Below are 14,891 nucleotides of genomic sequence, written 5' to 3' on the forward strand. Positions count from 1 at the left end.
CAAGGGGGAAGACATACATGGAAATGACACAGACACGCATTGCAATCGTGGATGATCACGAACTGTTCCGCGAAGGATTAAAGCGGATTTTTGATTTAGAAGATGAATTTACGGTCGTCGCAGAAGGACGGACGGGTCGCGAGGCGATTCGCATCGCCGGCGAACAAAAACCGGAGATCATGATTTTAGACATCAACATGCCGGATATGAACGGAATCGAGGCGACGAAGCAACTGTCGCTCCTTTCACCGGAGACACGCATCCTCATCCTCTCAATCCACGATGATGAGTCGTATATCACACATGCGCTTGAAGCGGGTGCCTCCGGTTTTCTTTTAAAAGAAGTGGCGTCGACTGAATTGATTTCAGCTGTCCGTGCCGTCGCTCGGGACGGGGCTTACCTTCATCCGAAAGTGACGACAAACGTCTTGAAAGAGTATCGTCGTCTCTTGCAATTCAAAGGAGAACAGGCGGGTCGTGGCGTCGAGAACCGCACGGATGACCCGGTATACCAACTGTTGTCACGTCGTGAGGTCGAAGTGTTACACCTTCTCGCGGATGGTCGGTCGAACCGAGACATCAGTGACATGTTGTTCATCAGTGAAAAAACGGTTAAAAACCATGTGTCCTCTGTCCTCCGTAAAATGGATGTAAACGACCGGACGCAAGCGGTCGTCGATGCGATTCGCCGGGGATGGGTCGAGATTTGAGCGTCACCGATGCTTTACCTCGTTTTTGTGTTACAATATGGAATGGAATCCTAACATAATTGGAAAATGAAACGACGTAAAGTGAGGATATAGTATGGGAAACATTGCGATTTTAACCGACAGTACCGCCTATCTGTCGGATGATTTTTTGGCACGACATGACGTCCATGTCGCTCCACTCAGTGTCATCTTCGATGGCGCGTCGTACCGCGAGTCGATCGATATGTCGACGGAGGCGTTTTATGAGCGAATCGAGGCAGGCAAACTGCCGACGACGTCACAACCGGTCATCGGTGAGACGGTCGAGTTGATTGAGAATTTGCCGGATGATGTGACGGACGTGATCGCCATCACACTCTCAAGTGGCATCAGCGGAACGTACCAGTCGATGGTCGCGTTAAATGATATGGTTGGCGTGACCGTTCATGCGTTTGACTCAGAGATTTCTTGTATGCCGCAAGCGTTCTTGGTCGAAGAGGCGTTAAACCTCCGTGACAAAGGCGCCACGCCAGAAGAAATCATCGCCCGACTCGAGACGGTCCGTGATTCGATTCGCGCCTATTTCGTCGTCGATGACCTCGATCATCTGCAACGTGGTGGACGATTGAGCGCCGCGCAAGCGCTCGTCGGCTCGTTTTTACAAATCAAGCCGGTCCTTCACTTCCAAGACAAGTTGATTGTCCCATTTGAGAAGATTCGTACGTATAAGAAGGCTGTACGTCGAATCGAAGAAATGATGGAAGAGTCGATCGCAGGTGACGGTGAGGGATACTGTATCGGAATCATTCACGCCAACTGCCCGGAGCGTCAGGCGGAAGAAATCGCTTCGATGAAACAGAAGTTCCCGAAAGCACACATCTCGGGAAGCCATTTCGGTCCGGTCATCGGAACGCATCTCGGACCTGGTGCAATCGGCATCACTTGGTATCGTCGCGAATGGTAAACCACAAGACGACCGCTATTGGTCGTCTTTTTTAATGGAGGAGGGAATGCGATGGCGAAATATCGCCAAATATTTGAGCGGCTGGCAGAAGAGATGCGGAACGGCACGAGACCTGCAGACTCGAAACTTCCGTCGGAGACGGAGCTGATGCATCAGTTCGAGGCGAGTCGGGGTACGGTCCGTAAGGCACTCGATCTCTTACAGGAGAACGGGTACGTCCGAAAGCACCACGGGAAAGGTGTTTTCGTGTTGAAGCGGGACCAGATCGAGTTTCAATTCAACGGCATCGTCAGTTTCTCGGAAGTGTACGCCAGCATGCTTGGTCATTCCATCCAGACGCACGTCGCGGCGTTTGAAGAGATGGAGGCCCCACCTTGGCTTGCCGAACGGATGAACTTGAAGGCGGGGACACATGTGTTTCGCATCGAACGGGTCCGAAATTTTGACGGGGAGAACGTCATCCTCGACATCAACTATTTCGTCAAAGACCACGTCCCTGGATTGACAGAAGAGATTGCTGCTCGTTCGATTTATGGCTATATCGAAGGAGAGCTCGGCTTACAGATTAGCTACGCCAAACGGAAGATCGCGGCAGAGGACGTGACCGAGCTCGACCGGATGCGTCTCGATTTGCACGACTATGAATATGTCATCGTCATCACGAACGATACGTTCTTATATGAAGGACAGCAATTTGAATATACGGAATCGCGTCACCGCTTGGACAAGTTCCAGTTCAGCGACGTCGCCCGGCGCTAAACCTCTTTCGAACAGGAAGAGGTTTTTTGTTTGAATGATCATGACTAAGGGATTTTTTTACAATAAATCCTGTCGCAGAACCTTCACTCAAACTTGTATATATAAGTTGTTGACTTAACTTATATAGATAAGTTATACTTTGTTTGTACTCATAAGTAACCGTTTTCATTAGAAGTTTTCAAACAAAGGAGGACATAAACATGAAGGCAGATTATCGTCAAATTGCCGCAGACATCTTAGAAGCGATCGGCGGCAAAGAGAACGTGGATAAGGCCGCACACTGTGTGACACGTCTCCGTCTCTCCCTCAAAGACCAGTCAAAAGTCGATGAGGCACGTGTGAAAGAAGTCGATCTCGTCAAAGGGGCGTTCGAGAACTCCGGCGTGTATCAAATCGTCATCGGAGCCGGCGATGTCGACCGCGTCTATGCCGAGTTCATTAAACTTGCAGGACTCGAGGCGGCGACGGTCGCCGAGGTCAAATCCGCAGGCGGCAAAAAAATGAATCCGCTTCAAAAACTCGTCAAAGTCTTCTCTGACGTCTTTATGCCAATCATTCCAGCCATCATCGTGGCCGGTCTCCTCATGGGGATCAACAACTTACTTGCTTCTGAAGGTCTCTTCATCGACGGGCAGACGCTCATCGAGGCTTATCCGAACTTACAAGGACTTTGGGACCTCATCAACATGATGGCGAACACGTCATTCGTCTTCTTACCGGCACTCGTCGGATGGTCGGCGACGAAACGTTTCGGCGGAAGCGAAGTGCTCGGGATCGTCATGGGTCTCTTGCTTGTCCACCCGGACCTCATGAACGCTTGGGGCTACGGGACAGCGGCACTTGAAGGAGAAGTACCGACGTTCGATATCCTCGGACTGTTCGAGATCGAGAAAGTCGGCTATCAAGGTCAAATCTTACCGGTTCTCGCCGCGGCTTATATTTTGAGCCAAATTGAGATGTTCTTGAAAAAACGTGTACCGAATGCGATTCAACTCTTGGTCGTTCCAATCACGACAATCGTTGTCACTGGATTCCTCGCACTCGCAATCGTTGGACCAATCACACGCGGAATTGGTAATGTGATTGCGACAGGACTCGTCAACACGTTTGAAGCCGTACCGGTCGTCGGGGCACTCCTCTTCGGATTGTTCTACGCACCACTCGTCGTCACAGGGATGCACCACTTGTTCATCGCCATCGACCTTCAGTTGATCGCAGATACAGGCGGTACGTTCATCTGGCCGATGATCGCACTCTCAAATATCGCGCAAGGTTCTGCTGCACTCGCGATGTTCTTCGTCTACAAGCACAACGCGAAACAAAAGAGCATGGCATCGACTTCAGCCATCTCGGCTTACTTCGGGATCACGGAGCCGGCGATGTTCGGGGTCAACTTGCCGAATAAATTCCCGTTCTACTCTGCGATGATCGGGTCAGCGATCGCAGCCATCTTCATCACATTGAATGATGTTCAAGCGATCGCGATCGGTGTCGGAGGACTCCCTGGATTCCTCTCAATCTTCACAGACAAAATCCTTCTCTTCATCGTCGGGATGATCATCGCGATCATCGTACCGTTCGCGCTTACGTTCATCTTGTCGAAGCGTTACATGAAGAAAGGTGAAATCGAAGAAAATAAAGTCGCATAAGCATTGACTCGGGAGGGAGGGACGGCAGTTCTTCCCTCTTTCCTATTGAAATGAAAACTCTTACAAAAAAGGAGATGTCGTTGATGACACAGAAAAATTGGCGCAAATCAGTCGTCTATCAAATTTACCCGAAAAGCTTTTACAGTCCGGAAGGAAACGCGACCGGATCGATCAAAGGGGTGACGGCGAAGCTAGATTACTTGGCAGAACTCGGCATCGAATACATTTGGATGACGCCTGTCTATCAGTCACCTCAACACGACAACGGCTATGACGTGAGTGATTACTATGCCATCGACCCGTCTTACGGCACGATGGAAGACCTCGACGAATTGATTCGTGAGGCAGAGGCGCGGGGCATTGGCCTCATGATGGACATCGTCGTCAACCACTCGTCAACAGACCATGAATGGTTCCAGAAATCATTGGCGGGAGACGAGCGGTACCGTGACTACTACATCTGGCGCGACGAGCCGACGAACTGGGAATCGAAGTTCGGTGGGAACGCGTGGGAATATGACGAGAAGAGCGGCCAATACTATCTCCACTTGTTCGACGTGACCCAGGCCGACCTGAACTGGGAGAATGAACAGATGCGTGAAGACGTCTATGAGATGATGCGTTTCTGGCGCGAGAAAGGAATCAAAGGGTTCCGTCTCGACGTCATCAACTTGATCTCAAAAGAGCAAGATTTCCCGGAAGACGAGTCTGACGGTCGGAAGTTCTATACGGACGGCCCACGCATCCATGAATATTTGAAAGAGATGAACCGAGAAGTATTTGATGGGCATGACGTCATCACGGTCGGGGAGATGTCGTCGACGACGCTCGACCATTGCGTGCGCTATTCGAACCCGGACGAGAACGAACTCAGCATGACGTTCAGCTTCCACCACTTGAAAGTCGACTACCCGAACGGCGAGAAGTTCGTCGCCTCCCCGTTCGACTTTATCCAGTTGAAAGACATCATGTCGACGTGGCAACAAGGGATGCACGGGAAGGGATGGAACGCCATCTTCTGGTGCAACCATGACCAACCTCGCGTCGTCAGCCGTTTCGGGAACGACACGAACCATCGCGTCGAGAGTGCGAAGATGCTTGCGACCGTACTCCACGGTCTCCAAGGGACACCGTACATCTATCAAGGAGAAGAAATCGGGATGACGAATCCTGGCTTCGATGATTTGAACGAATATCGTGACATCGAGACGCTCAACAACTATAAGTTGAAACGCGAAGAAGGTGTGTCGCATGAAGACATGATGGCGGCCATCAAACAAAAGTCACGCGACAACTCGAGGACACCGATGCAGTGGGATGCGACGACACATGCCGGCTTCACGAACGGCACACCGTGGATCAACGTGGCACCGAACTATCAGGACGTGAACGTCGAAGCGGCACTCGATGACCCGAACTCGGTGTTCTACCACTACAAGAACTTGATTGCATTACGAAAAGAACTTGACGTCTTAACGGACGGGGACTATACGCTCCTCACGCCTGATTCGTTAGACGTTTGGGCATATACACGAAAGACCGACCGCGAGGAGCTCCTCGTCGTCGCCAACTTCTACGGAACGGAAACGACGTACACGATCCCGGAAGGTTTCGAGCGGGTGAGCGTCGTCAGCCACAACTATGACGTGCCTGAGCTCGACGGAACGACGTTGTCCCTTCGTCCATACGAGGCGATCATGTTCTACAAACAGAAATAAGCAGGTAGGACCCGACTTTTTCCTCGGGTCTTATTTATGTTTAGTCAATCGGTTGTCTTTCATAAGCCAAGTCGCACTCAGACGTCCACTCTGTTAGCGTGAAAGAAAAAAAGGAGCAAAGGGGTATGGGGGAACTCATCGTTGCATCAACGGGGGCGTGCGCCATCCGTTTTGGCATCTGTCAACGCTGTCTCAGCACGGACGTCCGAACGTTCACCTGTCACCATGGGTCGTGTGCCTACTGCCGGAACTGTCTTTATCTTGGGCGTGTCTGTCGATGTGATTTTCTTCAAGAGCGGGACATCACGACACCTCTTGAAACGACCGAATTGACGATGCCATTCGAGCTCGCACCAGCCCAAACGCGGGTCGCGAGTCAGTTACTCACGTGGTGGGACGAACGGAAGACCGGTCTCGTCCATGCGGTGTGCGGCGCCGGGAAGACCGAGATGACGTTCCATGTGATCGAGCAGGTCGTCAATGAAGGGAAGCGGGTATTGATCGTCTCCCCGAGGAAAGATGTCGCCATCGAATGGGTGGAACGGCTCGAACAAGCATTCACCGTGCCCGTCACGAGACGTTACGGGGGTGGGGAGAAAGGTTCCATCGGGATGATCACGGTGGCGACCGCACCGTTGTTGTTGAATCTACGAGACGTATTTGATTATGTGCTCATCGATGAGTCCGATGCCTTCCCGTTCGCTTTTGACATGACGTTATGGCGCACCATCTATCGGGTCGGAAAAGGGGTGTTTGTCTTCATCACGGCGACCCCGACCGCTTGGCAACAGATGGTTTCGACGGTGCATCTGTCCCGTCGCTATCACGGGTTCGATTTGCCGGTGCCGACACTCGTCAAACAGTCGGACGAGCAGATTTTCGACTTCTGTCGACGTCACACCGCAAAACCACGTCTCTTGTTCGTACCGACAAAGCCTCACCTCGAGCGATATCGTAAGACGCTAGAAGACGCGGGATTTACGTGTCGGACGGTATCGGCCGAGACCGAGGAGCGGACCGACGCGCTGCACTGGCTCCAAGAAACGAAGGGAATCGTCCTCGCGACATCAATCTGGGAGCGGGGGATGACGGTCCGGGACGTACAGGTCGGGGTACTTGAGAGCGAACATCGACTCTTCTCGACACGAGGGCTCATTCAAATGGCGGGGCGGGCCGGACGAAAGCCGGATGCGCCGACAGGCGAGGTCTGCTTCTTTTACGGGGAACGGACGTTTCGGCAAGATCTCGCTATCCGGGGGATCATCAAGGCGAACAGCCGATGAAGTGTCTTCTCTGTCACGAAGCGATGACCGTCCCGTGGACACCGGCTACGTTATGGCGACGTGACTGGGTGTGCCCGGCATGTGAGGACCGACTGACGCCGCTCGGGACAGGCTGCCCGCGCTGTGGTCAACCGAATGAGGCTGAGGAGACGTGCTCGGACTGCATCCGCTGGCTCGCGCTCGGCTCTGATTTGACCGTCCGTTGTCTGTACGCCTATGACGAGGCAGGCTTGGAGTGGCTACATCGCTTCAAATTCAGTGGGGACGTCGTCATTGCCGCATCGGTCGCACCAAGACTTCGGGCACTGCGAGAACCTGGCGTGACGTATGTGCCCGTCCCGCTCAGTGACGAACGGCACAGGTTGCGTCGCTTCAACCAAGCGGAAGTGCTCGCACGAAAGATTGGTCCGACCCGGCAACTGATCGAGAAATCCGAGGTTTCGAGTCAACGCGAACTCGGGAAAGAAGAAAGACGACACCGAACGAATCCTTTCACTGTACCAACTTCAGTGAAATGTGGGAAAATTATTCTTGTAGACGATGTCTATACGACGGGGACGACGCTCCATCAAGCGGCATTTTCGTTACGGCAGGCGGGCGCGACAGAAGTTTCTGCGATTTGCTTATTTAGGGCGCTAAACAAATCAAAAACGCGTCCGATATAAAAGGCAGAGGTGAAACCAATGGATGCAGCATCTTGCCAAATGTGCGGACGCTTGTTTATGAAACAAGGTCGCTCGCCTTATTGCCCATCATGTAATGAAGTCGACTATCAAAACTTTTTGAAAGTCCGTGACTTCATTCGTGAACCAAAAAACAAAGCAACGAACATCGGCGCTCTCGTCGAAGCGACGGGTGTGTCAGAACTTGATATCACGCGATATATCCATGAAGGACGCCTGATCATCAAGGACAACCCGGAACTCTTAATCGGCTGTGTACGTTGTGGCCAACCGACGAACGAAGGGAAAATCTGTTCGAATTGCCAGAGAGATATGCAGAAGGAACTGTCTAGTCTACAAGAGAGCGTGACGAAGTCGTCATCTGCTCGCGCTTATCGTTTGGATTAACATTATGAAGAGGGGGAAGACGCATGCGCATCGATTCAGCCAAGTGGGTACACTTACCGAACACTTATGAAAAGAAAACGCAAGTCGAGCCGAAGCCCGCGCCATCACGCCAAACGGACCAATTGTCAATCTCGGCGGAAGCCCGCGCCCGGTTTGAAGAACCGGTGAAACATCCGAACCGTCTCGCAAAAATCGACGCTTTGAAAGCAGAGATTGATGCGGGCACGTATTCACGGGACGCGCGTGAAATCGCCAAACGCTTTCTACAAGGATGAATGGAAGCGAGGTCCGTTTGAGGCCTTCGCACTGAATAACACGGCACGGAAGCTGACTAAATAAGGGGCACCCCTTTCTTTAGTCGGCTCTTTTTTTGAAAAAAGGAGAGACTCATGCTCACATTACATAAACGTTTACTCGAGTTGGCCTATACAAAAGAACAGCTGCTCGTTCAAAATGACATGGCCGCTTTTAGCGCGCTCGTCAAAGAAGAGGCGAAACTCGTCCGACAAATCTCACAAAAAGAAGCGGAACGACTTCAAGGGATGTATGAATTGGACGATGAAGAGATAGAGGAACTGAGACTGGTCTTGTTCGAGTTGAAGCGTCAGAACGAATTGAACGCATCGCTTCTCGAACAGTCCCTTCGTTATATTACCTGGCACTTGGATATGCTCTTGCCAGAAGCAGATGATTTCACATACGGACAACAGGCGTTTGAAACACGCTCGTTCAGCCGTGACGTTTAAGGAGGAAGTACAGAATGGGCTCAACATTTATGGGATTAGAGACGGCGCGCCGCAGCCTGACGACACACCAATGGGCGCTGCAGGCGACGGGGAACAACGTGGCGAACGCCTCAAATCCTGGCTATTCACGCCAACGCCTTACCCTCGGGATGACGGAACAGCTCTCGGTCAACTTCGGTGGCACGAAAGCCGGACAATTCGGAACAGGGGTACGCGGAGAAACGCTCGCCCGGATTCGCGATCTCATGATCGACCAGCAGTATCGCGATGAGTCGGTGAAGAACGCGTTCTATGCGACGAAAGAGGCAGCGTTCGGTCGGATGGAGGACATCATCAACGAACCGTCTGAGAACGGTCTTGCCAAATCGCTCGACTTGTTCTGGGCATCACTTCAGGACTTGTCGGTCAACCCCGACGATACGGGCGCACGAAGCGTCGTCCGCCAGCGGGCGATGACGCTCGCCGAGACGTTCAACTATATGTCTTCGTCGCTGACGAAAGTGCAAGACGATTTGAAAGCGGAAGCGGGCGTCGTGTCGAAAAAAATCAACGACTTGTTGACGAAGATCAATAACGTGAACCGTCAAATCGGGGACGCGGAACCACTTGGCGTCTTGCCGAACGAACTGTATGACGAGCGCGACCGTTACATGGACGAGCTCTCGCAATATATCGAGTTTGAGCGTGTGCCCGTCGATTACTTGAACGGGGAGACACGCGGGAACTCGCAACGTGTCGCAGAAGGACGGATCGACATCCAAATCACCGTGCCAGGAAATCCGAATCCGATCAAATTGGTCGATGGCATCACGGGTGGCGTCGGGGCAATGACCGAGTCGACGTATCGTGCGGCAGATGCTGCGACAGCTGAGGCGATGCCGCTCCAAGACATGCCGAACGGCAAATTACGAGCACTCGTTGAGATGTACGGAAGCCAAACGGGTCCTGAAGCGGCGGACGGGGCGTACACGAAGATGCTCAAAGACTTAGACGAGATGGCGAGCGTGTTTGCGACGGCGTTTAACAATGCACACATGACGAACAAAGATGCATCAGGGACGAACGGGCGAAACGATTTCTTCGTGAACTCAGGAACGAACACGAACACCGACATCACAGCGTCGAATATCGAAGTGAACGAGACGTTCATGAGTAACCTTGACTTGATCGCCGCCTCAAAAGACGGCAATATCGGGGACGGGAGCGGGGCGCTCGAACTCGCACGTCTAAAAGAGATGGCACTCAGCTTTGCCGGGTCGGCCACAACGACGACATCGATCGGGAAGTACTATCAGAACGTCATCGGGAACATGGCGGTCGAGGCGAGTCAGAACGCGAACCTCGCGAAGAGCACGTTCGCCCTCTTGAGTAGCTCGGACCAGCGCCGCCAGTCGGTGAGCGCGGTCTCACTCGATGAAGAGATGACGATGATGATCCAATATCAACATGCATACAATGCGGCGGCACGGAACATCACGGCCGTCGACGAGATGCTCGACAAAATCATTAACGGCATGGGTGTCGTTGGGAGGTAATGACTGATGCGTGTCACACAGACGATGCTCACACAGACGAACTTGAAACACTTATCGAGTAGCTATAACACGCTCGCCCGCGTCCAGGAACAACTAATCAGCGGGAAGCGGATCCAAAAGGCATCGGAGGACCCGGTCGTCGCGATGCAGGGGATCCGGTACCGGACCGAAGTGCGGGAAGTCGACCAGTTCCGTCGCAATGTCAGCGAGGCGACAAGCTGGATGGACATGACGGACTCGACCTTGAACGAAGTCACGGAAGCCGTCAAACGGATTCGGGAATTGACGACGCAAGCCGCGAACGATACGTACGAGTCGTCACAGCGCGCGATCATCAAGAGCGAGGTCGACCAGTTGATCGAACATATCGGCTCACTCGCCAACTCGAAGGCGGGCGAGAAGTATATTTATAATGGGACGAAAACGGATCAACCGCTCATTGACATGCAGGCGCTGAAAGACTATTTGAATGAAGCGCCAGGGGCGACGCTCGAGTCGATTTATGGAACGGACGGTCCTCCGACGGCGAGCGGGAAAATCGAATTTGAAGTCTCAAAAGGCATCACAATGCAAGTGAACATGCAGCCGGAGACCGTCTTCGGACGAGAGCTCTTTGAAGGATTGAAGCAACTGAGCGGTTTGCTCGCCGATGAAAATACGGGAGGTGCCGACTTATCGGCCCAACTCGAGACGCTCGATACGATCGGTCAAAACTTGATCACGGAGCGGTCTGAGCTCGGTGCCCGGGCGAACCGCTTGGAGCTCGTCGACAATCGTCTGCAAGACCACGAGATTATCGCGAAGACGATCATGTCCGACAACGAAGACATTGACGTCGAGAAAGTCATCATGGAATTGAAGTCGCATGAGACGGTACACCGCGCCGCACTCTCGGCAGGTGCTCGGATCATTCAACCGACGCTCCTTGACTTCCTCCGGTAATCGGTCATGAATCTCGCGAGACTTGAAATGCGGCAAACGTTTGCTGCCATCCAGATGACCTCGAACCGACCGGTGCTCGAGATGCGTCAAGGTCGGGCGGACATGTCGATGCAGCAAGGGAAAGCCGAGATGACGCAACAGACGACTCAAGGAAGACTTGAAGTCGATTCTTCGGTGGCACGGAGTGAGAGTAACCTGAAAGGGGCGTTCGAACTCGGTAAATCGTTCGGACAAATGGGGGAACAAGGGGCCCGCGAAGCGATGATGAACATCGCCCGTGAAGGGGACCGTATGATGCGCATCGAGAACGGCAACCCGATCCCTTCGATGGCGGCGGAGAAAGTGAACGATCCGTATCCGATTGTCGAGATGGGCTATATGCCGAAATCAATCGACCGTGTCAAGTTGACGTATACGCCGGCGGATGTGAAAATCGAATGGAATATTACACCGCCACAGATTGATGTATCGCTCACACCGGCGGACATTTCGTTCACGCCATGGACGACGGATATTTCTCTCCGTCAACAGGCATCGCTCGAGATCTGGCCGGTCGGTGGGATGTATGATGAAACGCGTTGAAAGTGAGGACAATCCATGTTCATTGAAACAGACTACTTTGGCAAGATTGAAATAAATGAAGCGGAGACGATCACGTTTGTCAGTGAGATTCCGGGATTCCCGGAATCGAAGACGTTCGTGTTGATTCCGTACGGGGAAGAGCTGCCGTTCTGGTCGCTCCAGTCAATCGAAGAGAAGGCGTGCGCGTTCGTCGTGACGAATCCGTTCTGGCACAAGTCGGACTATTCGTTCGAACTGTCGGATGGGGCGAAGGATCAGCTGGGGATCGCAGAAGCGGAACACGTCTCTGTCTACTCGATCGTCACATTGCGTGAGCCGTTCGATGCGTCGACGCTCAACTTGAAGGCACCGATCGTCATCGAGACGAAGGAACGTCGCGGGAAGCAAGTCATCTTAGATGATGCCTACCCGGCCCGTTATCCGCTCGGCGGCACGAAGGCGGAGGTGCGCTGATGCTCGTATTGAAACGAAAACAAGGCGAGGCGATCCATATCGGGGACGACGTGACGCTCACGGTGCTCGCCATCGAGGGTGACCAGGTGAAACTCGGCATCGATGCCCCGCGCCATATCGATATCCATCGACATGAAGTGTACATTCAGATGCAAGAAGAGAATGAGTCGGCACGGAACAGTGCCAACTTGATGAAACAAATGATCAAAAAGCAGTCGGAAGCGTGAGCTTTCGACTTTTTTTGTAAATATAGAATGTAAGGGTGACATTTTTCACCTGGTTGGGATAGGATGGAAACGGAAAGGGAAGGAGGCGAATCGATGGGAACGGTCATCAACCAGTTTTTTATTAATATCAGTATCATCTTTTTACTCATGTCGCTCACGTTCTATGTGATGCGGACGGTCTTGCCGATTCAACCGTCCTCCCCGCTGTTCGTCCGTTTTTGGTTCGGGGTATCGAACGGATTGACGGCGATCTTGTTGACCTTAAACGCCATCGAGCTTGGCGATGCGAGGATCGATCTCCGTCTCATCCCGATTGCCTTGTCGGCAACGTACGCCGGACCGTTCGGTGCCGTCGTCACGCTCGCGCTCATCTTTATCGGACGCATGACCTTGCATGGAATGAGTGCCCCGTTCGTCGATTCGATTCTCATGTTCGTCGTTTTTTACATCTTTTCGCTTCTCCTCTCGCGTGTCCCGATGCATCGATCACGAGGATATGCCGTCTATGTCGGATTCGGTGCGCTGCTCGTCTTGATTCGCGTGACCGGCAGTGTGGATACGATGGTGTTCGTGAACGTCTTCATCCCGTACTTCCTTATGCTGTCGCTCGGGGCGTGGCTCTGTTACTGGGGGGCGAAGAAGCTCGAGACGCATCTATGGATGTTCCTCCTGCATACGCATCGGGCGACCGTCGATGAATTGACGGGACTCCCGAACCGTTACCGGACGCTCGAACAGATGAACGACTTGGAGATGTCCGGGAAGCCATGGACGTTACTCGTCATCGATGTCGATCACTTCAAGCAGTTGAACGATACATATGGTCATCTGGCAGGAGACGCCGCGCTCCGACATATCGGTCAGACGCTCGAACGGCACTGTCCGCCGGGCGGGTTCGTCGGTCGTTACGGCGGGGAGGAGTTCTTGCTCGTGATCGAGGGTAGTGAACAGGCGAAAGAAGTGGCCGAATCGTTAGTTGAGACGGTGCGCCACACGACGTTCGAATGTCAGAGCGAGGTCATCCCGATGACCGTCTCGATCGGTGCCGCGGTCGCAGGGCACGAACCGAGCATGGTCGTGTTCGAACGAGCGGACGAGGCTTTATATGATGCGAAACGGAATGGACGGGACCAGGTCCGCTTCGCCTAAAAAACCCCCTATAACCGTTGGCAAATGGTGTCCAGCGGTTATAGGGGATTTCACGTTTAGTGAATGTTTTTCTTCTTGAACTGTCCGCCTCGGACGTCGTGAATGTTGCCGATGGCAAGGAACGCTTTCTCGTCATAGTCGTCAAGGATATCTTTTAATTTCGTCTCCTCGAGTCGGCTGATGACCGTAAAGACGACTTTCTTCCCATCTCCGGTATAGGCCCCTTCTCCATGGAGATACGTCACGCCCCGACCGAGCCGGTCCATGATTGCTTGGCCAATCTCTTCCGGTGCCGTCGTGATGATCCACGCCGCCTTCGACTGATCGATCCCTTCCAAGACGACATCGATCGTCTTGAAGGCGATGAAATAGGTGAGGAGCGAGTACATCGCCCGGTCCCAGCTGAAGACGAAGCCGGCCGTCCCGAGGATGAAGATGTTGAAGAACATGACGATCTCCCCGACCGAGAACGGCAAGCGGTTCGTGAAGGAGACGGCGAGAATCTCGGTCCCGTCTAGCGACCCACCGGCGCGGATGACGAGCCCGATTCCGGCCCCGAGCAAGAAGCCCCCGAAGACGGTAGACAAGAGCAAATCGTCCGTGAACGGTTTGATGTCATGCAAGACGATTGTGAACGCCGACATGAGCAGGATCGCCGTCAACGTGACGACGGCGAACGTTTTCCCGATTTGCCGATAGCCGAAGTAGATGAACGGCAAATTGAACAGGACGAGCCAGATGGCGAGTTTCGTCTCCGTCAAATACGAGACGATGATCGAGACCCCGACGATCCCACCGTCGATGATCTGGTTCGGAACAAGGAACGCCTCCAGGCCGACCGCGAAGACGAGGGAACCGAGCAGCAAGAGGACGACTTTCGCAAACAGTTCGGACGCTTTGATCGGATTATGTTCGCGCCTTAAGCGCTGCACTTCCTCCGGTGTCGGGGAAGGCATGGGTGTACGCTGCATACGTAGTGCCCCCTTTCCATTTTCTTAAGTATACCAAAACGAGCCGACACAAAATCCTTTAAGACAGAGAATCTGACATGAATATTCAGAATAGATTGATGATTTCCTGTAAATTATTTCAGTATTATTTTGTGGTAGGCTTAGAAAGTTGTTG

General features: G+C 52.9%; 17 protein-coding genes. 16 read left to right on the forward strand and 1 reads right to left on the reverse strand.

The window, feature by feature from the left end:
• The first annotated feature begins 17 nt into the window (after nucleotides 1–17).
• From AC5LIL_RS03995 to AC5LIL_RS04070, 16 genes are all read left to right on the forward strand, one after another.
• On the forward strand, nucleotides 18–710 hold the full coding sequence (locus tag AC5LIL_RS03995) for a response regulator transcription factor (protein WP_499824979.1): 693 nt from the start codon (nucleotides 18–20) through the stop codon (nucleotides 708–710).
• A 94-nt stretch (nucleotides 711–804) separates the two neighbouring features.
• Nucleotides 805–1,653: a DegV family protein gene (locus AC5LIL_RS04000; protein WP_499824980.1), complete on the forward strand. Its 849-nt coding sequence runs from the start codon at nucleotides 805–807 to the stop codon at nucleotides 1,651–1,653.
• Between the two features lie 51 nt (nucleotides 1,654–1,704).
• Nucleotides 1,705–2,412, forward strand: a complete 708-nt coding sequence (gene treR, locus AC5LIL_RS04005; protein WP_499824981.1) for a trehalose operon repressor — start codon at nucleotides 1,705–1,707, stop codon at nucleotides 2,410–2,412.
• A gap of 200 nt (nucleotides 2,413–2,612) precedes the next feature.
• Nucleotides 2,613–4,061 carry a PTS system trehalose-specific EIIBC component gene (treP, locus tag AC5LIL_RS04010; RefSeq protein ID WP_499824982.1) on the forward strand — a complete coding sequence of 483 codons (1,449 nt, stop codon included), beginning with the start codon at nucleotides 2,613–2,615 and terminating at the stop codon, nucleotides 4,059–4,061.
• 83 nt (nucleotides 4,062–4,144) lie between these two features.
• Nucleotides 4,145–5,779, forward strand: coding sequence for an alpha,alpha-phosphotrehalase (gene treC, locus AC5LIL_RS04015; RefSeq protein WP_271305323.1), 1,635 nt, complete (start codon nucleotides 4,145–4,147; stop codon nucleotides 5,777–5,779).
• A gap of 125 nt (nucleotides 5,780–5,904) precedes the next feature.
• A complete protein-coding gene (locus AC5LIL_RS04020) occupies nucleotides 5,905–7,062 on the forward strand; it encodes a DEAD/DEAH box helicase family protein (protein WP_499824983.1) in 1,158 nt (385 codons plus the stop codon).
• The gene (locus AC5LIL_RS04025) at nucleotides 7,059–7,727 is read left to right on the forward strand and encodes a ComFC family protein (RefSeq protein WP_499824984.1); all 669 of its coding nucleotides are present in this window, start codon (nucleotides 7,059–7,061) and stop codon (nucleotides 7,725–7,727) included. The genes AC5LIL_RS04020 and AC5LIL_RS04025 overlap by 4 nt, the downstream gene beginning before the upstream one ends.
• 18 nt (nucleotides 7,728–7,745) lie before the next feature.
• Nucleotides 7,746–8,132 (forward strand): flagellar protein, encoded by a 387-nt coding sequence (locus tag AC5LIL_RS04030; protein ID WP_499824985.1) that lies wholly within the window; start codon nucleotides 7,746–7,748, stop codon nucleotides 8,130–8,132.
• Nucleotides 8,133–8,155: 23 nt separating this feature from the next.
• Complete coding sequence (locus AC5LIL_RS04035; RefSeq protein ID WP_499824986.1) at nucleotides 8,156–8,407, forward strand: flagellar biosynthesis anti-sigma factor FlgM; 252 nt, start codon at nucleotides 8,156–8,158, stop codon at nucleotides 8,405–8,407.
• 114 nt (nucleotides 8,408–8,521) lie between these two features.
• On the forward strand, nucleotides 8,522–8,878 hold the full coding sequence (flgN, locus tag AC5LIL_RS04040) for a flagellar export chaperone FlgN (protein WP_499824987.1): 357 nt from the start codon (nucleotides 8,522–8,524) through the stop codon (nucleotides 8,876–8,878).
• 14 nt (nucleotides 8,879–8,892) lie between these two features.
• The gene (gene flgK / locus AC5LIL_RS04045; protein ID WP_499824988.1) at nucleotides 8,893–10,413 is read left to right on the forward strand and encodes a flagellar hook-associated protein FlgK; all 1,521 of its coding nucleotides are present in this window, start codon (nucleotides 8,893–8,895) and stop codon (nucleotides 10,411–10,413) included.
• A 6-nt stretch (nucleotides 10,414–10,419) separates the two neighbouring features.
• The gene (flgL, locus tag AC5LIL_RS04050; protein ID WP_339963241.1) at nucleotides 10,420–11,355 is read left to right on the forward strand and encodes a flagellar hook-associated protein FlgL; all 936 of its coding nucleotides are present in this window, start codon (nucleotides 10,420–10,422) and stop codon (nucleotides 11,353–11,355) included.
• Nucleotides 11,356–11,382: 27 nt separating this feature from the next.
• Entirely contained in the window at nucleotides 11,383–11,937 is a 555-nt protein-coding gene (locus tag AC5LIL_RS04055) for a DUF6470 family protein (RefSeq protein WP_499824989.1), read from the forward strand.
• 15 nt (nucleotides 11,938–11,952) lie between these two features.
• Nucleotides 11,953–12,390, forward strand: coding sequence for a flagellar assembly protein FliW (gene fliW / locus AC5LIL_RS04060; protein WP_499824990.1), 438 nt, complete (start codon nucleotides 11,953–11,955; stop codon nucleotides 12,388–12,390).
• Nucleotides 12,390–12,617, forward strand: coding sequence for a carbon storage regulator CsrA (gene csrA / locus AC5LIL_RS04065; RefSeq protein ID WP_214785909.1), 228 nt, complete (start codon nucleotides 12,390–12,392; stop codon nucleotides 12,615–12,617). The genes fliW and csrA overlap by 1 nt, the downstream gene beginning before the upstream one ends.
• A 93-nt stretch (nucleotides 12,618–12,710) precedes the next feature.
• Nucleotides 12,711–13,766 (forward strand): GGDEF domain-containing protein, encoded by a 1,056-nt coding sequence (locus AC5LIL_RS04070; RefSeq protein ID WP_499824991.1) that lies wholly within the window; start codon nucleotides 12,711–12,713, stop codon nucleotides 13,764–13,766.
• 56 nt (nucleotides 13,767–13,822) lie between these two features.
• Here AC5LIL_RS04070 and AC5LIL_RS04075 read toward each other — a convergent pair whose 3' ends face one another.
• Nucleotides 13,823–14,737, reverse strand: a complete 915-nt coding sequence (locus AC5LIL_RS04075; protein ID WP_026825390.1) for a YitT family protein — start codon at nucleotides 14,735–14,737, stop codon at nucleotides 13,823–13,825.
• Nucleotides 14,738–14,891: the final 154 nt, after the last annotated feature.

It is taken from the genome of Exiguobacterium sp. RM11 (assembly GCF_059821525.1).